The sequence below is a fragment of the Amycolatopsis azurea DSM 43854 genome (genome assembly GCF_001995215.1).
GTDB lineage: Bacteria > Actinomycetota > Actinomycetes > Mycobacteriales > Pseudonocardiaceae > Amycolatopsis > Amycolatopsis azurea.
This window is the reverse complement of sequence record NZ_MUXN01000011.1, coordinates 50244-75356: the sequence shown is the minus strand read 5'-3', so window position 1 is coordinate 75356 and position 25113 is coordinate 50244. Positions and strand designations below refer to the sequence as shown.

The 25113-nt window shown below is 69.4% G+C and carries 21 protein-coding genes; 18 read left to right on the top strand and 3 right to left on the bottom strand.

Annotation, left to right across the window (positions count from 1 at the left end; translation table 11 throughout):
* Nucleotides 1-126 precede the first annotated feature (126 nt).
* From B0293_RS14990 to B0293_RS14955, 8 genes are all read left to right on the top strand, one after another.
* Nucleotides 127-669 carry a TetR/AcrR family transcriptional regulator gene (locus tag B0293_RS14990; RefSeq protein WP_005157492.1) on the top strand — a complete coding sequence of 181 codons (543 nt, stop codon included), beginning with the start codon at nt 127-129 and terminating at the stop codon, nt 667-669.
* Between the two features lie 177 nt (nt 670-846).
* The gene (locus B0293_RS14985) at nt 847-2292 is read left to right on the top strand and encodes an aldehyde dehydrogenase family protein (protein WP_005157490.1); all 1446 of its coding nucleotides are present in this window, start codon (nt 847-849) and stop codon (nt 2290-2292) included.
* 26 nt (nt 2293-2318) lie between these two features.
* On the top strand, nt 2319-3599 hold the full coding sequence (locus B0293_RS14980; protein ID WP_005157487.1) for an aminotransferase family protein: 1281 nt from the start codon (nt 2319-2321) through the stop codon (nt 3597-3599).
* Between the two features lie 11 nt (nt 3600-3610).
* Complete coding sequence (locus B0293_RS14975; RefSeq protein WP_005157483.1) at nt 3611-4657, top strand: extracellular solute-binding protein; 1047 nt, start codon at nt 3611-3613, stop codon at nt 4655-4657.
* On the top strand, nt 4654-5517 hold the full coding sequence (locus B0293_RS14970; RefSeq protein ID WP_005157482.1) for an ABC transporter permease: 864 nt from the start codon (nt 4654-4656) through the stop codon (nt 5515-5517). Before B0293_RS14975 ends, B0293_RS14970 begins: the two co-directional genes overlap by 4 nt.
* Nucleotides 5507-6328: an ABC transporter permease gene (locus B0293_RS14965; RefSeq protein WP_005157481.1), complete on the top strand. Its 822-nt coding sequence runs from the start codon at nt 5507-5509 to the stop codon at nt 6326-6328. The genes B0293_RS14970 and B0293_RS14965 overlap by 11 nt, the downstream gene beginning before the upstream one ends.
* The gene (locus B0293_RS14960; protein WP_005157480.1) at nt 6321-7346 is read left to right on the top strand and encodes an ABC transporter ATP-binding protein; all 1026 of its coding nucleotides are present in this window, start codon (nt 6321-6323) and stop codon (nt 7344-7346) included. The genes B0293_RS14965 and B0293_RS14960 overlap by 8 nt, the downstream gene beginning before the upstream one ends.
* Nucleotides 7343-8977, top strand: a complete 1635-nt coding sequence (locus tag B0293_RS14955) for an amidohydrolase (RefSeq protein WP_005157479.1) — start codon at nt 7343-7345, stop codon at nt 8975-8977. The genes B0293_RS14960 and B0293_RS14955 overlap by 4 nt, the downstream gene beginning before the upstream one ends.
* Before the next feature lie 197 nt (nt 8978-9174).
* Here B0293_RS14955 and B0293_RS14950 read toward each other — a convergent pair whose 3' ends face one another.
* On the bottom strand, nt 9175-10116 hold the full coding sequence (locus B0293_RS14950) for an alpha/beta fold hydrolase (protein ID WP_157376426.1): 942 nt from the start codon (nt 10114-10116) through the stop codon (nt 9175-9177).
* A gap of 178 nt (nt 10117-10294) precedes the next feature.
* On the opposite strand from B0293_RS14950, the gene B0293_RS14945 reads away from it, so the two are divergent.
* The 3 genes from B0293_RS14945 (at nt 10295) to B0293_RS14935 (ending at nt 13649) form a co-directional block, all read left to right on the top strand.
* Nucleotides 10295-11278 carry an LLM class flavin-dependent oxidoreductase gene (locus B0293_RS14945; protein WP_005157477.1) on the top strand — a complete coding sequence of 328 codons (984 nt, stop codon included), beginning with the start codon at nt 10295-10297 and terminating at the stop codon, nt 11276-11278.
* Between the two features lie 89 nt (nt 11279-11367).
* A complete protein-coding gene (locus B0293_RS14940; protein WP_005157468.1) occupies nt 11368-12069 on the top strand; it encodes a response regulator transcription factor in 702 nt (233 codons plus the stop codon).
* Nucleotides 12066-13649, top strand: a complete 1584-nt coding sequence (locus B0293_RS14935) for a sensor histidine kinase (RefSeq protein WP_005157466.1) — start codon at nt 12066-12068, stop codon at nt 13647-13649. The genes B0293_RS14940 and B0293_RS14935 overlap by 4 nt, the downstream gene beginning before the upstream one ends.
* Nucleotides 13650-13661: 12 nt before the next feature.
* Here the strand turns inward: B0293_RS14935 and B0293_RS14930 are convergent, their stop codons facing one another.
* Nucleotides 13662-14078, bottom strand: a complete 417-nt coding sequence (locus B0293_RS14930) for a DUF6892 domain-containing protein (RefSeq protein WP_005157464.1) — start codon at nt 14076-14078, stop codon at nt 13662-13664.
* Nucleotides 14079-14716: 638 nt separating this feature from the next.
* On the opposite strand from B0293_RS14930, the gene B0293_RS14925 reads away from it, so the two are divergent.
* The 5 genes from B0293_RS14925 (at nt 14717) to B0293_RS14905 (ending at nt 21395) form a co-directional block, all read left to right on the top strand.
* Nucleotides 14717-15421 carry a response regulator transcription factor gene (locus B0293_RS14925; RefSeq protein ID WP_245191944.1) on the top strand — a complete coding sequence of 235 codons (705 nt, stop codon included), beginning with the start codon at nt 14717-14719 and terminating at the stop codon, nt 15419-15421.
* A 100-nt stretch (nt 15422-15521) separates the two neighbouring features.
* Nucleotides 15522-16022, top strand: coding sequence for a lamin tail domain-containing protein (locus B0293_RS14920; RefSeq protein ID WP_039917980.1), 501 nt, complete (start codon nt 15522-15524; stop codon nt 16020-16022).
* A gap of 55 nt (nt 16023-16077) precedes the next feature.
* Nucleotides 16078-16440, top strand: a complete 363-nt coding sequence (locus B0293_RS14915) for a helix-turn-helix domain-containing protein (RefSeq protein ID WP_245191943.1) — start codon at nt 16078-16080, stop codon at nt 16438-16440.
* Between the two features lie 75 nt (nt 16441-16515).
* Nucleotides 16516-17145 carry a lamin tail domain-containing protein gene (locus B0293_RS14910; RefSeq protein WP_005157457.1) on the top strand — a complete coding sequence of 210 codons (630 nt, stop codon included), beginning with the start codon at nt 16516-16518 and terminating at the stop codon, nt 17143-17145.
* Nucleotides 17146-17432: 287 nt separating this feature from the next.
* Nucleotides 17433-21395, top strand: a complete 3963-nt coding sequence (locus B0293_RS14905) for a S8 family serine peptidase (protein ID WP_005157455.1) — start codon at nt 17433-17435, stop codon at nt 21393-21395.
* Here the strand turns inward: B0293_RS14905 and B0293_RS14900 are convergent.
* Nucleotides 21358-22392 (bottom strand): helix-turn-helix domain-containing protein, encoded by a 1035-nt coding sequence (locus B0293_RS14900; RefSeq protein ID WP_005157451.1) that lies wholly within the window; start codon nt 22390-22392, stop codon nt 21358-21360. The genes B0293_RS14905 and B0293_RS14900 overlap by 38 nt on opposite strands.
* A gap of 211 nt (nt 22393-22603) precedes the next feature.
* On the opposite strand from B0293_RS14900, the gene B0293_RS14895 reads away from it, so the two are divergent.
* Complete coding sequence (locus B0293_RS14895; RefSeq protein ID WP_039917973.1) at nt 22604-23035, top strand: GNAT family N-acetyltransferase; 432 nt, start codon at nt 22604-22606, stop codon at nt 23033-23035.
* Nucleotides 23036-23124: 89 nt separating this feature from the next.
* Entirely contained in the window at nt 23125-25053 is a 1929-nt protein-coding gene (locus B0293_RS14890) for an enoyl-CoA hydratase (RefSeq protein WP_005157436.1), read from the top strand.
* The last annotated feature ends 60 nt before the right edge of the window (nt 25054-25113 follow it).

Here is a 25113-nt window from a genome sequence, read left to right as displayed (position 1 = left end):
CACAAAGTCCGTGAAGGACTCCTTGAGGGACCCTGGGTCCCTCAAGGGGGCCTTCACGGACTGGCACCAAGACACTAGCGGGACATTACATCTGTAATGTAGCCTCCTCGCACAAGGAGGTTCCGGATGAGCCGGTCCGACAAACCGAGCGACCCCTCGCCGATGAAGCGGGCGCTCCAGCGCGCGGCGGTCGAAGTCGTGGCGCGGGAAGGGCTTCGCGGCCTCACCTATCGCGCGGTCGCCAGAGCGGCCGACTGCACCACGGGTGCGGTACAGCACCACTTCTCGTCGATCGACGATCTCCTTCAGTCCTCTTTGGACTGGGTGCTCGAAGAGAGCGCCGAGAACGGTTTGATCGGCGCCCGCACCGGGATGTTCGCCGACGGCGAGGAAGTCCGGAAGCGATACCAGGACAGCGCCGAGATCCAGGTCTTCCAGTACCAGCTGGTTGTGGAGTCCGCGCGACGCCCGGAGTTGCGCCCGGTGGTCCGGCGGCTCTACCGCGGATACCTCGACGCCGTCGGCAAGGAACTGGGCGCGGACGACGGGTTCGCGCAACTCGTCTTCTACGCCCTCGACGGGATGTTCCTGCATCAGGTGGCGGATCCGGACGTGGACCCCGGCCCGGCACTCGAAGCCCTGCACGCCATCTTGGCGAAACACAGCTGAAGGCGGCACCGCGGCCCGATGACACGCGTCACGCGTGCCATCGGGTCTCGGTGCTGTTTTTCGTTACCAGGCAACAGTTCCACACTGTCCTTTCGGGACTCGCGAAACCGAATTGGGTGTTGACTTAATCAACACCCAAGGGTCAGACTCGGCGCATCCCGAGCGAAAGGTCTTCCGATGCCCGACACCGCTGCCGCGACCTTGCTGATCGACGGTCACTGGCGTTCCGCCCCGGCGACGTTCGACGTCGTGGACCCGGCGAGCCTCGACGTCCTCGGCCAGGCGGCCGACGCGGAACCCGCCGACGCGCTCGCCGCGCTCGATGCCGCGGCCGCCGTCGCCCGCGCCTGGGCGGACACCGACCCGGAAACCCGCAGCGGTCATCTTCGCGCCGCGGCGGCGGAAATCCGCGCGCGCCGGGACGAACTCGCGTCGTTGCTGAGCCGGGAGAACGGCAAACCGCTCGCGGAGGCCGCGGGCGAACTGGCGGGCGGCGCCCGGATGCTGGAGTGGGCCGCGGAAGAGGGGCGGCGCGCCTACGGCCGGGTCACTCCCGCCTCCGCGGCGGGCCCCGGTCTGGTGCTGCGCTCACCGGTAGGGCCGGTCCTCGCGATCACGCCGTGGAACTTCCCGGCGAGCATGCTGCTGCGCAAGGTCGGGCTCGCCCTGGCCGCCGGCTGCCCGGTCATCGCCAAACCGGCCGAGCAGACCCCGCTCATCGCCACCGCGCTGCTCGGCATCGTGCAGGCGACCGGCCTCCCCGCGGGCGTCCTCCAATCCCTGACGACGACCCGGCCCGCGGAGCTCGTGGAAGCCCTGCTGGCCGACCGAAGGCTGCGCAAGGTCAGCTTCACCGGATCGACCGAAGTCGGCCTCGGCCTGCTGCGGCGGACCGGTGACACGCTTCGCCGCACGTCGCTCGAAATGGGCGGGCACTCCCCCGCGATCGTCTTCGCCGACGCCGATCTCGAAGCGGCCGCCGCCGGCGTCGTCACCGCGAAGTTCTTCAACGCCGGCCAAAGCTGCACGGCGGTGAACCGGCTTTACGTCCACGAGAGCGTGCGGGACGACCTGCTCGCGCTGATCGAGAAGAAGACGGCCGCGCTGCGCGTCGGACGTGGAGACGCCGAGGGCACCACAGTCGGCCCCTTGATCGACGAAGCCGGGCTCGCGAAGGTCGAGAGCCAGGTCGCCGACGCCGTGGCCAAGGGCGCCCGGGTCCTGATCGGCGGAAGCCGCTGGGAGTCCGGCGATCCGGCGCTGCGCGGTCACTTCTACCGGCCCACGGTCCTGACCGGCGTCACCGCGGACATGTTCGTCAGCCACGAGGAGACGTTCGGCCCGGTGCTGGCCGTCGCCACGTTCACCGGCGACGACGAGGCGATCGACCTCGCCAACGCCACCGACTACGGGCTCGCCGCCTACCTGTTCGGCAGTGATCTGCGCCGCGTCTGGCGGGCGCTCGACCGGCTGGACTTCGGCGTGATCGGCGTCAACGACCCGGCCCCGGTCCGCCCGGAACTGCCTTTCGGCGGCCAGAAGAACTCCGGCCAGGAACGCGAAGGCGGCGCTGAAGGAATCGAGGCCTACACCGAGACCAAGGCCGTGGCGCTGCGGTTCTGAGCACCCCGGGCGAAGAAAGGACTTCCATGACCAGCACCATCGAACTCGCCGCCCTCGACCGGCGCACCCTCATCCATCCGCACACCACGATCGGCGCCCCTGCCGAACCGCTCATCCTCGACCGCGGCGAAGGCGCGCTGCTGTGGGACGCCGAGGGACGCCGGTACATCGACGGCACCTGCGGTCTGTGGCAGTGCCCGGTCGGTCACGGCCGCGCCGAGCTCGCCGACGTCGCCGCCGAGCAGATCCGCCGTCTGGAGTTCTACTCGTCCTTCGGCGACTACTCGAACGCTCCGTCGATCCACCTCGCCGAACGGCTTCTCTCGCTCGCGCCCGCCGGTCTGGAACGCGTGTTCTTCACCAACGGCGGTTCGGAGGGCAACGAGACCGCGATCAAGCTCGCCCGCCTCGCCTTCCACCACGCCGGTTCCCCGGAACGGACGGTGGTGCTGGCCCGGACCGGCGGCTACCACGGCATGGGCGGCGCTTCGCTCGCCGCGACCGGGATCGAGGGCCTGCGCGCCGGGTTCGGCCCGCTCCTGCCGGACGTGGAATGGCTCGGCAAGCCGCACGCCATCGAGTACGGCCCGGACGCGGCGGACGTCCTGGTCGCGGAGCTGGAACAGCGCATCGCCGAGATCGGCGCGCACCGCATCGCCGCGTTCATCGGCGAACCGGTGCTGGGCGTCGGCGGGATGGTGCCGCCGCCGGACGGGTACTGGCCTCGCGTGCAGGAAGTCTTGCGCCGCAACGGGATCCTGCTGATCGTCGACGAGATCGTGACCGCCTTCGGCCGGACGGGTCACTGGTTCGGCAGTCACCACTTCGGCATCGAGCCGGACATGATCGTCACCGCGAAGGGCATCACCAGCGGCTACGTCCCGATGGGCGCGGTGCTGATCGGCCGCCGGGTGCTCGACCTCGCCGACGGGGCCACGTTCCTGCACGGTTTCACCTACAACGGCCATCCCGTCGGCGCGGCGGTCGCGCTGGCGAACATCGACATCATCGAGCGGGAGAACCTGCTGATGCGCGCCCGCGTTCTCGGCGCCCGCCTGCGCGAACGGCTCGACCCGCTCACCGCACTGGCCCACGTGCGTGAGGTTCGCGGTGTCGGCCTGATGCTCGGCATCGAGTTCACCGGCGTGCCGACGGCGTCGGTGCAGTCCGGCTGCCGTGCGGACGGCGTCGTGGTCCGCGCCTCCGGCACCAGCATCGTGCTGTCGCCGCCACTGGTCATCACCGAGGAGCAGATCGACACCCTGGCCGACGTGCTGTGCCGCCACGTCGCGGCCGCCGCGAGCTGAGCGGAGAAACCATGAGACGCCGGATACCGACGCTGTTGTCCGCCGCACTGACCGTTCCGCTCTTCGTCACCGGATGCGCCATCTCCGAAGGCGGCCCGAATTCGCTCGTATTCGTCTCCTACGGCCAGGGCGCGTACCAGGCGGGGCAGCGTTCGGCGTGGCTCGACCCGTACGAGAAGCGGACCGGGACCACGGTCACGATCGACGGCCCGTCGAGCAACGCCAAGCTGAAGGCGATGGTCGAGGCCGGCAAGGTCACCTGGGACGTCGTGGACACCGACGCCTCCGCGGCCGCCGCGGTCTGCGGCAGCCTGCTCGAACCCGTCGACATGGGACCGCTGGCGGCCGGCTTCCCGAAAGGGTCGCTGACCGACTGCGGCGTGCCGGACGCCTTCTTCGGCATGATGCTGATGTACGACACCAAGGCCTACGGGGACCGCCCACCGTCCACAATGGCCGATTTCTTCGATCTCCGGGCGTTTCCCGGGCGGCGGATCATCTACGGCGGCGACCCGAGCGTCGGGACGATCGAGGCGGCGCTGCTGGCCGACGGCGTCCCCCGGGACGAGCTGTACCCGCTCGACGTTCGCCGCGCGCTGTCGATGTACGACCGGATCCGGCCGGAACTCACCATCACCAGCACCTACGGCGACCAGCAGCAACGCATGGCGGGCGGACAGGCGGACATGGCGCTCATCGTGAGTGCCCGCGCGTTCTCGCTGCTGAAAGCGGGTGCGACGAACTGGAAGGTGGTGCCCGGCATCCCCGTCCCGGTGACGTGGGACGTGCTCGTCGTTCCCAAAGGAACACCGCGCGCTGAGGAAGCGAAACGGCTGATCCGGTTCGCCTCGGAACCGGCGCAGGCGGCGGCCTTCGCGGCCGCCGCGGGCGTCGGACCGGCGAACACCGCCGCGCCGAGCCCGAACACCCCGATCGGGCGGGAGCTCGACATCTGGGGCGACGCAAAGGAAAACCTGCGCGTGCTCAGTGACGTGCGCTGGTGGGCGGCGAACCGGACGGCGCTCGTCAAGGCGTGGTCGGATTGGAGGACCGGATGACCGCCACCGTTCGAGCCGCCCGGCGGACCGGTTCCGCGACCTGGCTGCTGCTCCCCGCCGCGGCCGTGGTGCTCGTGTTCTTCTTCTACCCGCTCGCCGCGATCCTGTGGCGCAGCTTCACCGAGCCCGATTTCGGTGTCGGCAACTACCTGGCCGTCCTCGGGGACGAGGTCCAGATCCGCGTGGTGCTGCGGACTTTGCGGACCGCGCTGATCATCACCGTCGCCACGCTGATCGTCGCCTACCCGTACGCCTACGCGATGACCCTGGTCGGACGCCGGGGCCGCACGGTGCTGACGCTGCTGGTCCTGATGCCGTTCTGGACGAGCGTGATGGCCCGCAACTTCGCCTGGTACGTCCTCGAACAACGCGGTGGCGTGATCGAGAAGGCGCTCGCCGCGATCGGCGTCGACGGGGTGGTGCTCCTGGGCTCGGTGGCCGGGGTGACCGTCGCGATGGTGCAGGTGATGCTGCCGTTCATGGTGCTGCCGCTGCACAGTTCGATGACCGGGATCGACCGGAGCCTGCTCCACGCCGCGGGCAGCCTCGGCGCGTCCCGCCCGGTCGCCTTCCTGCGGGTGTACCTGCCCTTGTCGATGCCCGGGGTCCTCGCCGGGGTGTCGGTGGTGTTCATCATGTCGCTGGGCTTCTACATCACCCCGGCGCTGCTCGGCACGCCGCAACAGGCGCTGGCCGCGCAGGTGATCGGCACCCAGGTCAACGATCTGCTGGACTTCGCCGGGGCCGGCGCGCTCGGGGCGATCCTGCTGGTCGTCACGCTCGTGGTGCTGGCCGTGCTCAGCCGGATCGCCGCGCCGCTGGGCACCAGTGCGGCGGGAGGTGCCGACCGTGGCCAGTGATCCGTCCATCACCAGGGCCGCGCTCCGGCAGCGGACGCTCGGCTGGGGACTGCGCGTGTGGGTCGTCATCGTCGGGTTCGTGCTCGTCGCGCCCACCCTCGTCGTGATCCCGATGAGCTTCGGCGCCGGTTCGACGTTCCAGTTCCCGCCGGATGACTGGTCGTGGCGCTGGTACGGCGAGTTCTTCGGCAGCAAGCAGTGGCTCGCCGCGCTGGCCAACTCGGTCCAGGTCGGCCTGCTGGCGGCGGTGCTCGCGACCGTCGTCGGGGTGGCGGCCGCGTTCGGTCTCGACCGCGCGCGGTTCCGCGGCCGGGGCGTCGTGCGGCAGTTGCTGATGGCGCCGATGATCCTGCCGGGGATCGTCGTCGCAGTCGCCGTCTACGGGGCTTTCCTGCGGTGGCAGCTCAACGGGACGATGCTCGGTTTCGTGCTGGCGCACGCCGTGCTGGGCGTGCCGTTCGTGCTGACCTCCGTGCAGACGAGCCTCGCCGGGTACGACCCGGTGGTGGAGAAGGCCGCGGCGAGTCTCGGCGCGTCGAAACTCACGACACTGCGCAAGGTCGTGCTGCCGGGCATCGCCCCCGGCGTGCTGTCGGGTTTCGTGTTCGCGTTCGCGACCTCCTTCGACGAGGTCGTGGTCGCCCTCTTCCTGCAGACGCCCGCGATCAAGACCTTGCCGGTGAAGATGTACGAGTCGATCGTCCTGGAGATCGACCCCACCATCGCCGCGGCGTCGAGCCTGATCGTCGTGTTCACCACGATCCTGCTGTTCGTGCCCCTGTTCCTGCGCCGACGGAGCCACCATGACTGACGACCACCGCGGTATCACCACCGCGCACGTGACCAAGGCGTACGCCGGCATCGGGCGTCCCGCCGTGGACGACGTCTCCCTGCACATCGCCGACGGCGAGTTCATGACCTTCCTGGGACCGTCGGGCTCGGGCAAGACGACGATGCTGTCGATGATCGCCGGGTTCACCCCGCTCACCGCGGGTTCGATCACCCTGGACGGGCAGGAGATCTCCCGGCTCAAACCGCACCGGCGCGACCTCGGGGTGGTGTTCCAGCAGTACGCCCTGTTCCCGCACATGACGGTCGCCCGCAACGTCGCTTTCGGGCTCACACAACGCAAACGGCCGAAGGCGGAGATCGAGCGCCGCGTCACCGAAGTGCTGGAGCTGGTCGGGTTGTCCGCGGTCCGGGACCGGTTGCCGCGCCAGCTTTCCGGCGGTCAGCAGCAGCGGGTCGCGCTGGCCCGCGCCGTGGTCTACCAGCCCCGGGCGCTGCTGATGGACGAGCCGCTGGGCGCGCTGGACAAGAAGCTGCGCGACCAGCTGCAGCGCGAGATCGCCCGGATGCACCGCGAGCTGGGCATGACGTTCCTGTTCGTCACCCACGACCAGCAGGAGGCGCTGACCCTGTCCGACCGGATCGCGGTGTTCAACGAGGGCCGGATCGAACAGGTCGGCACCCCGGAGGACCTGTACGAGCGCCCGGAAACGTTGTTCGTCGCGCAGTTCGTCGGCGAGTCCAACGCCTTGTCGCTCACGCCCGGCGAGGTCACGATCGTGCGGCCGGAGCGGCTGACGCTGTACACCCGTGCCGAACCGGTGCCTGCCGGGCACCAGCGCGCCGGCGCCCAGGTCACCGACATCGTCTACGTCGGCGACCACAGCCGGGTCTGGCTGCGGTACGCCGACGGCGCCCGCGGCTGCGCGGTACTGACCGCGGGCATGGCGCACGAACACCGTCCCGGCGACGACGTGACCGTGACCTGGCATCCGGACCACCAAGCGATCGTCCCCGCCGCGGAAAGGACGACGGTATGACTTCCGATCTGCTTCTGCGCGGCGGCCTCGTGCGCACCTTCGACGCCGGATTCAGGAACGCCACGGCGATCCTGCTTTCCGGCGGGCGCGTGGTCGCCGTCGGGGACGACGAGACGGTCTCCGCCGCGGCCGCCCCCGGCACGCGGTCGGTCGATCTCCAGGGCCGGACCGTCCTGCCGGGGATCAACGACGCGCATCTGCATCTCGCCTGGTATGCCTTGGCAGGACCGGAATTCTGCGTGAACCTGGCGGCCGCGGCAAGCCTCGCCGAGGTCCGGCGGGCGCTGGACGCCGCGCCGCCGGGCGAATGGATCGTCGGCCGCGGCTGGCGTGAGACCACCATCGCCGAGTTCGCCGACGGCCGTGCCGAGCCGTCGCGGGCGTGGCTCGACGAGGTGACCGGGAGCAGGCCCACGGTGCTGCATCACGCCTCGTCCCATTCGATCTGGGTCAACAGCGCCGCGCTGGAGCGGGCCGGGATCACCGCGGGGACACCGGATCCCGTAGCCGGAGAGATCGTCCGCGACGCCGCCGGGGAACCGACCGGGATCCTCGTCGAAAGCGCGCAGGAACTCGTTGCCGCGCTGGTGCCGCAACCGAGCCGGGACGAGCGCCTCGACGCGACCGTGCGCACGATGGCCCGGCTGAACCGGCTGGGCGTCACCAGCGTCACCGACCCGATCGTCCCGCCCGGGTTGTGGCAGGACTACCGGGATCTGCACGCGGCGGGCCGGATGACGACGCGGGTGACCGCGCTGCTGCACTGGAACTGGCCGTCTCCCACGACTTCGGCGGCCGACCTGAGCCGGGCGCTGGACAGCACGGACCTGGGCGCCGGGGACGACCTGCTGCGGATCGGCGGGATCAAGCTGTTCGCCGACGGCGTCCCGACGCATTGCACGGCGTGGATGCACCAGCCGTATCCCGACGGCGGGCACGGGAGTCTCGTCACGGCCGGGTCGGGCGATCCGGAGCAGGTGCGTGAGCTGCACGAACTGATCGCCGTGGCCCAGCGGCGCCGGGTCCGCGTGCAGGTCCACGTGACCGGTGATCGCGCGGCCGACGCCGTGGTCGACGCCATCGAAGCCGCCGCGGCCGCCGACCCGTGGCCGGACGCGCGGCACGTGCTCATCCACGGCACCTTCCTGTCGCCCGAAGTGCACGAACGCCTGGCCCGGACCGGGACCGGCGTGATCACCAGCTCGCTCATGCGGACGTTCAGCGGTCCGTCGATGGTCCGGATCGTGGGCGAGGACCGCTGGAGTGAGGCGTTCCCCGCCCGCGAACTGCTCGATCACGGCGTGGTGGTCGCGGACAGCTCGGACGCTCCGGTGACCGAACCGGACTGGCGGCGCGGGGTCGCCACCTTCACCGGCGAGCCGGGTCCGAACCCGTTTTCCCTGCTCTCACAAGAGAAACTACTCGACAGGGAAGAGGCGTTGCGGCTGTGGACGACCGGCCCGGCTTGGCTGGAACACGCCGAGAGCAGTAAGGGGACGCTGGTGCCCGGCAGGCTGGCCGACCTCGCCGTCTTCGATCGGGATCCGATGACGGCCGATGGCGGGGAGTTGCTCGGCGCCCGCTCGGTGCTGACCGTCCTCGGCGGGCACGTCGTGTCCGAAGTGGACTAGGCGCCCTAGTGACGCGGCACCGAACTCGCGTGATCAGACCCGGAACTCGCGTGATCAGACACCGCACACTCGAGTTCCGCCTTCAAGCACGCGAGTTCCGCCTTCAATCACGCGAGTTCGGTGTCTGATCACGCGAGCCACGTCCCGGATGCCGCGGTGGGTCGGCTCGTGTCCGTGCCCGGACGCTTCCGGCCTCGCTACCCGCACACCGAATCGAGGTGCGCCAGGAGCAAGGAGGTCGTGACCTCGGCGGCTTCCTCGGGGATGTTGTGCCCGATCCCCTCCAGGACTTCCAGCCGGTACGGCCCGGTGACCCAGTTCTTCGTCGCCTGGATACCCGAAGGCGCGACCATGAGGTCCTTGGTGCTCGCGATGAAGAGCGTCGGGACCTCGACCCGCCGCTCGTGGCCTTCGAAATCGTTGGCCCGGTACCAGTTCAGGGCGGCGGTCAGGGCACCGGGACGGGAAAGCCGCCGGAAGTACTCCGCGCACTTTTCCGGTGCGACGCCAGGCAGCTTGGGCGGGCCCGACGAGAGAATCGAGTCTTCCGGGACCGGAGCGGGCTGCCGGAAGAACTCCATGTACTTCGACGCGTCCTTCTGCGCGGGATCGGTCCGCAAAGCCTCCGCGAAGGCACCGAGATGCGGCACGGAAACAGCGGTCAACGACCGCACCCGGCGGGCGTGCTCCGCCGCGGCGATCCAGGCGACCGCGGCACCCCAGTCGTGCCCGACCAGATCGAACCTGCGCCAGCCCAGCGCGTCGGCCATCGCGCGGACGTCCTCGACGGCGTGGTCCAGCCGATAGTTCTCGATCCCGGCGGGCCGTACCCCCGGCGAGTAGCCTCGCTGGTCCGGCGCCACCGCCCGGTATCCGGCGGCGGCGAGCGCGCGCAACTGATGCTCCCATTCGATGCCGAATTCGGGGAAGCCGTGCAACAGAAGCACTTTCCGGCCATGACGCGGCCCGGCGGCGACAGCGTCGAAAGTGCCGGCGGGCGTGGGAATCCGCAGCGGCGTGATCCGCGGTGCTTCGGCGGCGGACGCCGTGCCCGCGATACCGAGAGACGCCACACCGACGGTGGCGGTCGCGGCGGCACTCAGCTTGATGAAGTCACGGCGAGAGGAAGAAGGCGACATACGGCCAGCGTGTCGATCGGCCGGGACGAAGACCATCGGGCGCGCCCCCGTCGTCCCGCTGGGGCAGGCCCTACCAACGCGTGTCGCTGTTGTCCGGGATTTGAGATTCACGTGTGATCACGTTGAGGCGGCCTGGGCACGATCAGCGTGACGACGACGTCTCGAGGAGGCCGGACGCATGAAGCTCGCTCTCTACCTGCCCAATTTCCGCGACGAGGTGACCGTCAAGGAGCTCGAAGACCTCACGGCCCTGGCCGAAGACCTCGACTTCGACTCCGTCTGGACGCTCGACCGGATCATCGTCCCGGAGACCTCCGACCGCGCCGAGATGACCTACCCGTTCGGCATGATGAGCGATCTGCCCAACGCCCTGCCGGTCGTCTCGCGCGGCAAGTGGTTCCAGGGCATGACGCTGATCCCCTGGCTCGCCGCGAAGACGACGAAGGTCCGGATCGGGATGAGCATCATCGACACGCCGTACCGCTCCCCCGGCGTGCTGGCGGCCGAACTCGCCACGCAGGACCACCTGTCGGGCGGCAGGCTCAACGTCGGCATCGGCTCCGGCTGGATGCCCGAGGAGTTCGCCGCCGCCAGCGTCCCGGACCTGTTCCCGCGCCGCCACGCCCACGTCCGCGAGACGATCGAGATCATGCAGGGCATCTGGTCCAACGACCTGTTCGAGTACCACGGCGAGTTCGCGGACTTCCCGCTGTCGGGCTTCGGCCACAAACCGGTCCAGCAGCCCCCGCCGATCTTCTTCTCCGGGCTGAAGGATCCGAAGCGGTCGGCCAAGCGCATCGCGAAGTACGGCTTGCAGGGCTGGATCGGCATCCAGGACACCCCCGAGGACATCAAGCGCTGGAAGGGCGAGATGGAGCGCGAGCTGGGCGAGCTCGGTCGCGGTTTCCCGGACGGCTTCGAGATGTGCAGCATGATCTGGTTCGTCATCACCGACGAGCCGATGGACCAGACCCCGGCGGGCAAGGGCACGAACCTGCTGGCCGGAAGCGCTCAGCAGATCGAGGACATCCTCAAGCGCTACCAGGAGGCCGGGCTGACGATGCCGCTGCTGTGGCCGCCGTTCCGGGACGTGCCGACGTCGAAGACCCTCGACGACCTCAAGCGGCTGACCGAGGAGATCATGCCGAAGGTCTTGGCCTAGCGCTCGCCGATCTGGCCGCCGCACCGCAGGTGAGGCACCATGGGTGCCGGGCCGCGACGCGGCGGCCGGGATCGGCGAAGGAGCCCGCGATGGACGCCCGTGCGACGCTCACCGGCGGTCGCGAAGCCGCCGGCCGGCTGGTCCTCGTCGTCGACGACGATCCCCGGGTGCGGACGGTCGTCACCTGGCAGCTGGAGGCCGAAGGGTTCCGGGTCACCGAAGCGGCCGACGGCAGGCGCGCCCTCGAAGCCATCGAACGGGAACGGCTGGACCTCGTCATCCTGGACCTCGCCCTGCCCGGGGTCGGCGGGCTGGACGTCCTGCGGAGCCTGCGCGGCGGCGAGCACGCCACGCTGCCGGTGATCGTGCTGTCCGGCCGTAGCGGCGAGACCGACCGGATCGTCGGGCTCGACCTCGGCGCCGACGACTACCTCGTCAAACCCTTCTCCCCCGGCGAGCTGGCGGCGCGCGTCCGGTCGGTGCTGCGCCGGGCCGCTCCCACCTCGCCGGTGACCGCGACCGGGCTGCGGATCGACCACGCCGCGCGCGAAGTGTTCCTCGACGGCCAGGAGCTCACCATGACGGCCAAGGAGTTCGACCTGCTGGCGTTCCTGGCGGCGCACCCGCGGCAGGTGTTCACGCGCGCCCAGCTGCTCGAACGGGTCTGGGCGAGTGCCGCCGAGTGGCAGGGTGAAGCGACCGTCACCGAACACGTCCACCGGTTGCGCCAGAAGATCGGGCCGGGTCCGGTGCGGACCGTCCGAGGCGTCGGATACCGGTACGAGCCGTGACCACTTCCGAAGCCGTCTCCGACACCGAAGCACTGCTGCGGGCGCAGTCCGGCGTCCTCGAACGCATCGCGGGCGGTGCGCCGCTGACCGCGGTGCTGACCGAGGTCGCGACCACCCTCGAACGGCTCATGCCGGGCTGCCACTGCTCGATCCTGCTGCTCGACGCGGGAGCCGCGACGTTGCGCCATGGCGCCGCCCCCTCGCTGCCGTCGGCCTACTCCTCCAGCATCGACGGCCTCCCCATCGGCCGGGACGAGGGGTCCTGCGGCGCGGCCGCGTACCTCGGGGTACCGATCGTCGCCGAGGACGTCACCACCGACCCGCGCTGGATCCGGTACCGCGAGCTCGCGGGCGCGCACGGCCTGCGGTCCTGCTGGTCGACGCCGATCCGCGGCCGGGACAACGTGGTCGGCACCTTCGCGGTGTACCACGAACAGCCGCACCAGCCGACACCGCGCGAACAGGACCTGGTCGACAGGCTGACCCACCTCGCGTCGGTGGCCATCGACCACGACATCCTCTTCGGCGCGCTCGCCGACAGCGAGGAGCGGTTCCGGCGGGCGTTCGACGACAACGCGATCGGGATGGCGATCACCGAACCCGACGGGGCGCTGACCAGGACCAACCAGGCGCTGCGACACCTACTCGGACGCTCGGAACACGAACTGACCGGGGTCCGGCTCACCGACCTGTTCACCCCGGCGGGCACCCCGGAGGCGCCCTACGAGGCGACGCTGCACCACTCCGACGGCAGGACGCTCGACGTGGTCGTCTCGGTCTCGCCGGTGGCCGGACCCGACGGCGTGCCGGTCCGGCTGATCGCCAACGTCCTGGACGTCACCCAGCGCCGCGCCGCCGAACGGGAACGCCGGGGCAGGCACGAGGCGGACGTCGCCCGGCAGGCCGCCGAGCAGGCCAGCCGCGCCAAGACCGACTTCGTCGCCGCTCTCGGCCACGAACTCCGCACGCCTTTGCAGGCCGTCACCGGGTTCACCGAACTGCTCGGATCGCTCGACCTGCCGCCGGAACGCCGCCGGGCGGCGCTGGAACACATCAACGGCGCGGCCGGGCACATCCTCGCCATGGTGGACGACGTCCTGGACATCGCCCGGATCGAAGCCCGCGCCCTGCCACTGCTCCCGGCGGACATCGACGTGCCGACGGTGGTCGCCGAGGTGCTGAACCTGCTGGAACCGCTGGCCGACGCCGAGGGCGTCCGCTTCCGCGACGAGAGCGAGCCGATCATGGTGCGCTGCGACGAGCGCAGGCTCAAGCAGATCCTGCTCAACCTCACGGGGAACGCCGTGCGCTACAACCGGATGGACGGGACCGTCACGATCACCACCCGGACCGAACCGGACGCGGTGGTCGTCACCATCGCCGACACCGGCCGCGGCATCACGCCGGAGAACCTCGGCCGCCTGTTCACCCCGTTCGACCGGCTCGGCGCCGACTCCGGCCAAGGCATCGGCCTCGGCCTGCCGCTGGCCAAGGGACTCGTCGAGGCGATGGACGGCAGGCTCACGGTCGCCAGCACGCTCGGCGTGGGAACGACCGTCGAGGTGACGCTGCCGCGTTGAGCGACGGCCGGATCAGAGCCAGTCCGCTTCGATACCGCGAGCGCGCAACGTCTTCAGCGCCTCCTCGTTGCCCGTGTAGAGCAGGGTCATCGACGTCAGGTTGGGAAAGTGCGCCACGTCGGCGAACTCGTCGACGTCGAACGTTCCGTCCTCGCCGTCCCAGTTCGGCGCGATCTCGAGATAGATCTCGTTGCCGCCGTCCATCTCGATCTCGGTGACCTTCTCCGCGAGCCCGGCAGGGACCTCGAGCGCCTCGAAGTAGGCCAAGGCTTCGGGCACCGCCTCCACGCTCCCGCCGTCGTAGGTGAAGCCCTGTTCGGCGGCGTACTCCCGCAGGGTGAACCGCGGCAGCAGGTCCTGGTTGTACATCAGCTCCTGGACGACGGCGAGCTTGAAGTTGGGATCGGCGAACTGGATCGGCTGGCTCATGGCCGGAACCCTATAGACGGTGGCGGCACCGTCGTCCACGGGCGGCGTGTCCGGGTGTCCTCTGTGGCCGGAGAGCGTCGCCGAAGTGCTTGTGTGAATGCACGGTCGGGAGACACGGCTTTCCGGTAACGATATCGAGGGATCACCGCAATCCGATCACGCGGGGTTTTTCAACGAAAGGAACCAATCCAGTACGGTGAACGCGCGCCTACGGATATGCCGAGTGCCGCTTCGCGACCGGCCGGGAACCGGTGGAAGACGTCCCATCGGATCATCCTTCCCCGAGTGCCCTTGACGGCACAACGGGGTCAGCCTTCCACGTGTCCGGCGCGAAACGTTCGGAATCTGTATCCCCGTTCCGCCGTCCGGCCCACATCCGGCCTCCTCGCGTGGCGGCTTTTCTCCCGTGTCACCCGATTGCGGGTCCTCACCCACGAGGAGAAGCGAGAAGATCCATGCCGGACCGCGACGAAAGAGGATTCGACGAAAAGAATGACTACCGACGTCGCCGCGGCGGTCGGATTGACGGATCGCCCGAGCGAGCGACCCTGTTCTCGGCGAATGCGGGCACCGCCCCGGCCCGGCCGAACGCACGGCCCGGGCCACACCGGGCGCCCGTCAATACCCCAAGGGGAACCATGAACCGCGTCACCATGCTCGTAGTAGACGATCAGCCCCTCATCAGATACGCGCTCACCAGTCTGTTGCGGGATTCGGCAGGGGTGGAGGCCGTGGCCGAAGCCGCGAGCGAGCCGGAAGCGTTGTGGCAGTGTGAAAAGCGCCACCCCGACATGGTCATCACCGAACTGTCGATCTGGGGTGAGCCCGCCGGGACCGCGATCTGCCAGTTCGTCAAGGAACACTTCGACCACGCGACCGTCCTGGTCTTCGCCGGCGACGCCTCGCCATCGGCCATCGCCACCGCGCTGAACGCGGGCGCGGACAGCTTCGTGCACAAGTCGGCCAGCGGCGGCCAGGTGATGTCGGCGGTGCGATCCACCCTCGCCGGGCAGCGGGTGTGCCTGCAAGCGGGCGGAACCCCGCCGGCGGTGTCCGAAGCGGTGCAGTTCACGAGCCTGATGACCAGGCGGGAGGAGGAGATCCTCGCGCTGGTCCTGTACCGATGGTCGAACGACGAGATCGCCGAAGAACTGCACCTCGCGACACAGACGGTGAAGAACTACGTCAGCCGGATCCTCCAGAAGCTGGGCTTCGGCAGCAGGCGTGACCTCTTCCGGGAACTGCGGTTCCGGCCGGGCGGCAGCCCGCTGCCACGGCTGGACACCACTTCGCCCGACGGCGAGTTGTTCACCGCGGACCGGCTCGCCGGGTACCGGGGCTAGGCCGGGCGAGTGAGCGACGTACCGGAAGTACCAAGACCGGAAAAGGTTCAGTACCCGCCGTATCCTGCGGTGCCGAGATCGTTTTTCTAGCGTGGCAGGTATGACGATGCCAGGTTCCCTGCTGTTGATCATCGCGCTCGCCGGAACCCCTGCTCCGGATACCGTCCGGGCCTCGTCGGTCAAGATCCACGAGGTACTCGGCGGCCCGGCCGGCTACATCGATCTGCACAACACCAGTGCCACCACGATCGACCTCGGCGGCTGGTCCGTCCAGTCTTGTTCCGGCGGAGCTATGCCCGCCGAACTGGCCTCCCTGCCCGCCGGGAGCGAGATCGCCGCCGGCGATCACTACCTCATCACCGGACAGAGCTTCGGCGGAACCATCCAGCAGCTGGTCGTCGACACGATCGTCGGCGACGGCGAGCTACTCCTGGACCGGCGCGGAGCCCGGGTCGACAGCATCGGGTGGGCGCCGTCGTCGCCCTGCCGCGAGAATCAGGCCGCCATCGCGTGTCCCGGTTTCGCTCAGGCAAGGGACGCCGTCAGCCGCGACACCGACAACAACAAGGCTGACTTCACCTGCGTGCTCCCACTCGACTGAGCCATTAGCCAGTCCGAGTTCAATTCCGTATGCCAGTACCAAGAAAGGTGCGGTCGTGGCCGCGAACAGCGACCGCGGGGACGCGACCCCGCTGTGCGAACTGTTGGCCGAACAACGAATCTCGAAAGGCTGGTCACAATGTGATCTGGTCGCGAAGTTGCATACCCTCTCCGGGAACGACAGCGTCACCCGAGAAGAGGTTTCCCGCTGGGAGCGAGGAAAACGCATCCCCGGACCGTACTGGCGGCAATGGCTGGGCAACGTGCTGGACACGTCCAGCCGAGAACTCGAGCGTGCCGCCGCAGTCGCGAGAAGCCGTCGAAGGAAAGCACACCCGAGCTCCGGCGGACAATTCTCGAACGACGGGAAAGTACCGAAAAACTGGCCCCTTCCCGGCAGCACGTCAATCCTCGGATAATTAAGTGGTCGACGCCGGTTGAAAGTGTTCCGGTCCGACGAAAACCCCCGACAATCAACTTGAGAGGAAACTCCCGTGCGACGAATTCTGGGCGCTTCGGCGGTATTCGCGATTCTGGCGATGGGTATGGCGGGCGGCGTCGCGAACGCGGCCGGCGAGACCGAGGGCACCGAGGTCGCGCCGCTCGTCTCGTCCACCGTGGTCGTCAACGAGGTTTCGACCCGTGGCCTCAACGGTCAGCTCGACGAGTTCATCGAGCTGCGCAACGTCTCGAGCCAGTCGCTGGACATCAGTGGCTACCTGGTCCGCATCTACTCGCCTTCGGGCATCCTGACCGACACGATCACCGTGCCCGCCGGCACGGTCCTGGCGCCGAAGGGCAACCCGGGTCAGTACGCGGTGCTGGTCGGACAGAACTTCTCCGGCACCATCGCCGACCAGACGAACGTCATCCCGTTCACGCTGGCAGGCGTCGAGGGCGTCCCGGTCACCGGTGGCGTCACGGTGCAGAACCAGGCCGGCACGAAGCTCGACGGTGTCGCCTTCAGCAACGCGGTCCTGCCGGCGCGTGAAGGCCAGGCCGCGATCCCGGAGAGCGCCGTCACCGATCAGCTCGACGCGTCGAACACTCGCAACATCCTGAGCACCGACACCGACAACAACCGGCAGGACTTCTCCCTGCAGCTGCGCAGCGCGGGTCAGTAAGAGAGACCCTCTCGACCGGGCCCGGGCCGCCGTCGGCGGTCCGGGCCCTTCCATGGCGGGATCTCGCCAACGGCGACTTACCGCCAGCGAGAATTGTGTCAATCCGGGAACTCCTGCCTCATCCTCGGGAAACTCCATCTTCGCGGCGGCCGTGCCCACGGCCGCTTCTCACTATCCGAGGAGAGTGAGGCTCGATGCTTCCCCGTTCCCCTCATATGACGAGACACCCCAGACACCCGGTGGCGATTCTGGCGGCCTCCGCACTGGTCGCTCTTTCCCCTCTACCGGTGATCGCGACCGCCGCGAACGCCGCCGTCTCCGGTCCCGCTCCCGTGGCCGGCCGGCCGGATGTCCATCGCGTCACCTTGCTCACCGGTGATGTGGTGACCTACGAACGAGACGGCGCCGGACACGACACCGCACAGGTCGAACCGGCGGTGCGGCCGGACCGGCCGAGCCCGGCGTTCCAGATCACGACCACGTCCGAAGGCCTGATGGTGTATCCATCGGACGTGCTTCCCTTTGTAGGCAAGGGATTACTGGGCCGGGAGCTGTTCAATGTCACCACGCTCGTCTCCGACGAGCGTGACGACGCGGAAAGCACCACGATTCCGGTCATCGTACGGTACGGCGACCGATCGGAGCTGTCCGTCCAATCCTTGGACACGAAGGCGAAGGCGCTCCCGCAGACCCAGCGGCCCACCCCGCTCGTCACCGCCAACGGAGTGGGCGTCCAGGTCAAGAAGGCGGGGGCGGGCGAGTTCTGGCGTTCGCTCGCCGCGTTCGATCCGGGCGGGAAACCCATGCTGAACCAAGGGATTTCCCAGGTCCGGCTGGACAGGAAGGTCCGGGTGGCGCTGGACAGGAGCACCGCGCAGGTCGGTGCGCCGTCGGCGTGGAACAGCGGGTGGACCGGGAAGGGGAGCACGGTCGCGGTGGTGGACACCGGGATCGACGAGAAACATCCCGACCTGGCGGGCAAGACGATCACCTCGGCCGATTTCAGCGGAGAAGGCGACGCCGTGGACCGCCACGGTCACGGTACCCACTGCGCGTCGATCATCGCCGGCACCGGCGCTGCCTCGGGCGGCCGGTACAAGGGCGTCGCACCGGACGCGAAACTGTTGGTGGCCAAGGTTTTCGACGCTTCCGGCGAGGGTGACACCGCACAGGTCATGGCCGGGATCGACTGGGTCGTCGCCCAGGGTGCGAAGATCGTGAACCTCAGTCTCGGAGCAGGCGTCACCGACGGAGCCGACCCGTTGAGCGAGCAGCTCGACACGCTTTCGGCGAAGTCCGGCACGCTGTTCGTGGTCGCGGCCGGGAATTCCGGGCCGGGCGACCGAAGTGTCACGACGCCGGGCGCGGCGACGTCCGCGCTCACCGTCGGGGCGGTCGACAGGGACAACAAGCTCGCTTGGTTCAGCAGCCGCGGCCCGCGCGTGCGCGACGCCTCGGTCAAGCCGGAGATCACCGCGCCGGGCGTCGGGATCGTCGCCGCCCGGGCGGCGGACACGACGATGGGCGAGCCGGTCGACGACAACTACACCGCGGCGTCGGGTACTTCGATGGCGACTCCGCACGTCGCGGGCGCCGCGGCGATCCTGCTTCAGCAACAGCCAGGGCTCACCGGGCAGGCGCTGAAGAACACGCTCGTCACCACGGCCAAGGACGTCGGCCTTCGCTGGTACGAGCAGGGATCCGGCCTCCTCGACGTCGCACGGGCCGTCGCGCAGAAGGCGACCGGCACCGCCGCCGCGAGCTTCGGCCGTAACGAACGGGCGACCACAGGCGCGGCACAGGTCGTACGGCAGCTGTCCTACACCAACTCCGGGGACCAGCCGCTGAACCTCAACCTGAACCTCGTCGTGCAGCCATGGGACAGCGCCACGAAGCCGAGCACCGGGATGCGCCTGGCGAAGACGAACCTGTCGATCCCGCCGAAGTCGAGCACCACCGTCGACCTCGCGGTGAACCCGAGCGAAGGGGTGGCAGGCGTCTACGGCGGCGCAGTGGTGGCCACGACCCCGGACGGGGCCAACTCCGTCCGGACGCCCGTGAGCACTTACAACGCGGCGGAACTGTTCCCGGTGACGATCCGGGTACGGGACTCGGCGGGTGTCCCGGCTCAGCTCGCTTCGGCCCAGCTGATCGACGACTCGGCCGGTGCGGGTAACCGCAACGACCCGTTCCTCGACCAGGTCAGCCAGCAGATCGGGCTGGTCGACGGGGTCGGCCGGGTGCTCGTGCCCGCAGGTCGCTATTCGGCCCTCGGCTGGGTGATGGAGCGCGGGCTGGCGGTGCGCCGCTGGTCGGCGATGAGCACGACGCAAGTCGCGGTCAAGGGCCCGGCCGAAATCGAACTGAACGCGGTGAGCGCCGTCCCGGTGGGGCTGGTCACGCCCACTCCCACCGACCTGCGGGACCGGACGGTGATGCTGCGGCGCGTGATCCCCGCCGGAGCGGGTGTGAACGGCTACGTGGGCGAAGCCGGGTTGTCCTCGAGCGCGGGCTGGGAAGTGCGCGTGACCCCCGCGGCGGCCACATCGGCCGGTGCGATTTCGTTGCAGGACAGCGCGACGCTGACCCAGACCGCGGTCGAGATGCGGATCGCGGGGGGCTCGAACCTGCTGAATCCCGCGTACGACGTGCCGACGTTGACGGCGAAGTCACCCGGTGAGCGAACGCTGCCGGTCGTGTTCGGCGGCGCGGGTGGCGCGAGCGATCTCGCCGGTCTCGACGTCCGCGGAAAAGCCGTCCTGGTGCGGATCCCGGTCCAGGCCGGGTCGCCGGACCCGGTGGGCGCCGTCTCCACCGGCATCGCGAACGCGGCCCGCACGGTGTCCGCAGCGGGTGCGGCGGCGATGATCCCTTACGCCGGTGCACCGGGTTCGTTGAGCGTTCCGGGCCTCAGCAGTGCGGTGGTGCCGACACTGTCCCTCGGCTGGGACGAAGGAGAGGCGCTGCGGACCGCGGGAGCGGTCTCGGTGCGGTTGCTGGTGCGCGCGGCACCGGACGCGATGTACAACCTCAGTTACCTCGACCCGAACGGGGTGTCGAAGGATCTCGTCCGGCGTGTCGACCAGAAGTCGCTGGTCACCACGAAAACCAGCTATCAGGCCGAAAAGCCGGGGCTGACCGGGCAGAAGAACTGGTACGCCTTCCCGACCGGCCTGTGGAAGACGCAGGCGGTGCAAGGCACGAAGATCCCCGTGCCGGGCACCTGGACGGAGTACACCGGCCCGGCGAATGACCGGCTGGTCTGGAAACGGGTGGTCACCCTTTCCGGTAGCGACACGGCGGGCCGCCGGGCCGCGCTGAGCATGAACGCGCAGAACATCTACCGCGCGGGCGAACGGTCGAGGCCAGACGAGTACTGGTTCCGCGCGCCACTGCACAGCGGGTCGGTGGAACTGCCCTCCGACCATCCAGCTCGCTACCCGGCGACGGCCTACGGCTGGACGGTGTTGTGCTCGATGTGCCGGGGTGGCAAGGACCCGGACCTGTTCGTCCCCGCGCTGCAGTGGCTGGACGGAACGGCCGGTGCCGGTTCGGGCGGGCACTACACGAATCCCTACGAGAACGCGCGGTACTTCGCGGCGACCACGGCGCGGCTGTATCGGGACGGGACCGAGATCCCACGCTCCAATGCGGACGATCCGCTCGCGCTCGTCCCGGTGTTCCGGCTCGCGCCCACTCCCGCCACGTACCGGCTGGACGTGACCGACGTGATGCCCGGCCAGGCACAGATCGGCGCCCCGAGCGGTGTGCTGTTCCAGAACGCCCCGCGAACGGACACGTCGTGGACGTTCGCCTCGGCGCGGTCCGACGTCGCGCCGCCACCCGGGTTCTCCTGCTACGAAGCGGCAAGCGCGTGTTCCTTCCAGCCGCTCATCCAGCTGGACCAGCGGCTGCCGCTGGATCTCGGCAGCCGTGCACCGGCGGGGCGCCCGTTCACCTTCGATGTGTTCGCCGGCTCGCACAGCGGCGCGCGCGGCGGCGGGCCGGTGACGCAGCTGAAGGTCTCGGCGTCGACGGACGGCGGGCGCACCTGGACGGCGGCGACCGTCCGGCCGACTGGGAACGGTCTGTGGTCGGTGACGGTGACCCATCCGCAGCTCGCGGCGACCGACGGGTTCGTCTGGCTGCGCTCGGACGCACGGGACAGCTCCGGTAACACGGTGACGCAGACGGTCCAGCGGGCCTACGCGCTCACGGACGTGGCGAAGGTGAACCCGCGCCTTCGATGACGTCCTCCTCACGCGCGGGTTGGGTTCCCGGCAAGGTGACCCAACCCCGCGTGGCGACCTGGAGCCCGGCCTGGAACCGGGTGGTCGCTCCGAGGGCGGTCATGAGATCACGAAGGCGCCGCTGGAAGGTCCGGTAGCTCATGCCGAGCTGTTTGGCGATGCTCCGGTCGGGCAGCCCGGTGGTGAGCAAGGCGAGCAGGCGGGCGTCGTCGGCAGGGGCGACGCCCGTCAGTTCGTCCGGGCCGGGCAGGTGCAGCGGAAGCCCGCTCTGCCAAAGGAAAGTGAAGACCGCGCTGAGCGCGTCGAGCAGAGCGCACTGATGGATCACCAGCGCCGTGCCGACCTCGGGAAGATCGGAACGCAACGGCACCAGCCCGATCCGCTGGTCGACCACGATCATCTTCAGCGGCGCCGAGGTGACCACCCGGGCCTCCTCGCCGAGAACGAGCCCCGCCTCCAGGTCGGATGACAGGTCGTGCAATTCCAGCGCGCTGCGTTCGTAAACCCCACGGAACCGCACACCCCGGCCGAGAAGATCACGTTCGGCGGGATGCAGCACACTCGGCGTCCGCGCGTAAGGCGGTTTGTCGACGAAGTCGACTTCCTGTTCGGCCGAGCGCAGCAACTGATCGGTCCGCTCGGCGATGAGCGTGTTCCCGTGGATCACCTCGATGAGGTCGACCGGGCGTTCACCGGACGTCGCCTGGTACCGATCACGCAGCCTGTCGGCGATCAGCCTCGCGCTCGCGAGTTCCTGCTCCTTCCGCCGGATCATCGCCTCCAGCGCGATCTCCGGCCGCACCGCCGAATAGGTCTCCGCCTGACCGGGAAGCTTGGTGAGCAAACCTTTTTCCGCCAGCGCGCGCAGCACCCGGAGCAGCCGCTGTCTGGGCAACCCGGTTCTCCGCCGGATCTCGGCAAGGTTCATCGAACCGGTGCCGGCGAAGGCATCGTAGACGTCGACGTCGATTTCGCTCAGGCCGATGATGTCCAGCAAATTTCGCCCCCGCTGCAGACGCGGTCGCTTTCGCCCGACCTTACCGCTGGATTTCGGCGGGCAAAAGAGACCACACCTGGTCGCCGAAGTTCCCGGTCGAATCCGTTACCGCCTCACCCGCCGGACATGACTCGTCGCGAGTTCGCGAGCCGTCCGATGCGGACAGATCGGGGTGTGGCCGTTCCCGGAGCGGGTGCCATAAAGTCGGGGAATGACCGTATCGCTGCAGCCGCTGTCCCGCGAGAACGTCCGTGCGGTGTGCGAGCTGCGTCTGGCCGAGGACCAGCAGCACCTCGTCGCACCGGCGGCCTTCACCGTCGCCGAGGGCAACTACGAACCGGGCGCGCTCCTGCGGGCCATCCACCTCGACGACCAGCCGGTCGGCGTCCTGCTCGTCGAGGTCGAGACCGGGACTCCGCACCTCCTCCGGTTCATGGTCGGCGCGGACCACCAGGGCCGCGGTGTCGGCAGCCGCGCCGTCGAACTCCTGGTGGACGAACTTCGCGCCGACGGCTGGGAGTCGCTGGAGACCAGTGTCGTACCGGTCGCGGGCGGCGCCGAGGGTTTCTGGCGCCGTTGCGGTTTTCAAGGCACTGATCGCACCCACTACGGCGAACCCGTGTTCGTCCGCCGGTTCCCCTGATCTTCGGACTCGACCACCCCGGCCCTCCGAGGCTAAAATTCGTATAGCGATAGCCGAATTCCGCTATACGGATAAAGTCCGGAGGCAAGATGGCAGGCTCGCTCGACGGCATCACGGTGGTCGAGGTCGGCGTTTTCCTGGCGGCGCCGTTCGCCACGGCCCAGCTGGCCGATCTCGGCGCCAGAGTGATCAAGGTCGAGTCGCGCGAGGCACGCGACCCGGTCCGCGCCACCGGCCCGTTCGTCGGCGGGGTGAGCAGCACCTTCCTGCGGCTCAACCGGAACAAGGAAGCCGTCGAGCTGGATCTGAAGTCCGAGGACGGCCGGGCGGCGTTCCTCCGGCTGGCCGCCGCCGCGGACGTCGTGGTGGAGAACTTGCGCCCCGGCGCGATGCGGCGGCTGGGTCTCGGCCCGGACGAACTGCTGGCCGCGAATCCCGGTCTGGTCTACGCGTCGGCCTCCGGCTGGGGACAGGACGGTCCGCTGGCCGACCAGCCCGGCCTGGACATCATGGCGCAGGCCCGGTCCGGGCTGATGTCGGTGACCGGGGAGCCCGGGGCCGGACCGGCGAAGGTCGGCGTGCCGATCTGCGATCTGACGTGCGGGCTGTACGTCGCCTTGGCGGTGACCGCCGCGCTGCGCCATCGCGACCGCACCGGTGAAGGCCAGCACGTGGACGTCTCCCTGCTGGAATCCGGGGTCTCGCTGTCGGTCTGGGAGGCCGGGAACTACTTCGCCACCGGCGAGCCGGGGGAACGACACGGCACCGCGCATCAGTCGCAGGCGCCGTACCAGGCTGTCGAGACGGCCGATGGCTGGATCACCGTCGGCGCGATCACGCCGAACACCTGGGCCGCGTTCACCAAGGCGCTCGGCCGGGAGGACCTGTACGACGACCCCCGCTACGAAAGCAGCACCTCGCGGCTCGAACTGCGCGGTGAACTGATCCCGGACATCGAGCGCACCACCCGGGAGCGCACCACCGCCGAACTGGTCACGACGCTGGTCGCGGCGGGGGTGCCCTGCGCGCCGATCTCGGATCACACCGAGGTGTTCACCGACGAACACCTGACCCACCGCGGTTTCTTCTGGGACACCGGGCATCCCGCCGCCGGGCAGGTGCGCCAGCTCGGTTCGCCCATGCGTTTTTCCCGCACCCCCACCCGCCGGGAAACCGCCGGTCCCGATTTCGGCGAGCACACCGAGAAAGTGCTCGCCGAGTTCGCGCCGAAGCCCGTCTCCGACCCCGGTGACGATCTGCTCGCCGAACTCGACGACGACGTGCTGACCGTGACGTTCAACCGGCCCGATTCCCGCAACGCGCTCACCTTCGCCATGTACGAAGGGCTGCACGCGGCCTGCGAACGGGCCGACGCCGATCCCGCCGTCCGGGTGCTCGTGCTGCGGGGCGGCGGGGACAAGGCGTTCGTCGCGGGCACGGACATCCGGCAGTTCGCCGGGTTCCGCACCGGGCAGGACGGGGTCGACTACGAGGCCTCGATCGCGCGAGTGGTCGACAGGCTGGAAGCGGTCCGGAAACCGACGGTGGCGGTGGTGCGCGGAGCCTGCACGGGTGGCGGCCTGGCACTCGCGGCGGCGTGCGACCTGCGGGTCGCGGACACCAGTGCCCGCTTCGGCGTGCCGATCGCCAGAACGCTCGGGAACTGCTTGTCCGCCAACACGATCTCCCTGCTGATGGGGCACGTGGGTCCCGGAGCGACGCTGGACCTGCTGCTGCGCGGGCGCTTGCTGAACGCCGCCACCGCCGCGAACGCGGGCCTGCTCACCGAACTCGTGGCACCGGAGGAACTGGACGAGGCCGTCGACCGCGTGCTCGCCGATCTCCGGCGAGGCGCGCCGCTGACCCAGTGGGCCGCCAAGGAGATCGTCCGCCGGATGCGGCGACGCCTCCTGGTGCCGGACGAGGACGTCGTCTCGACGGTGTTCGGCAGCGACGACTTCGCCCTCGGCGTACGTTCGTTCCTGGCCAAGGAGAAGCCGGACTGGACCGGCAGCTGAGCTCCCTGGGACGACGCGCTCTGGCGCCTACGGACGCCCTGATACGCCGCAGACGGTGTA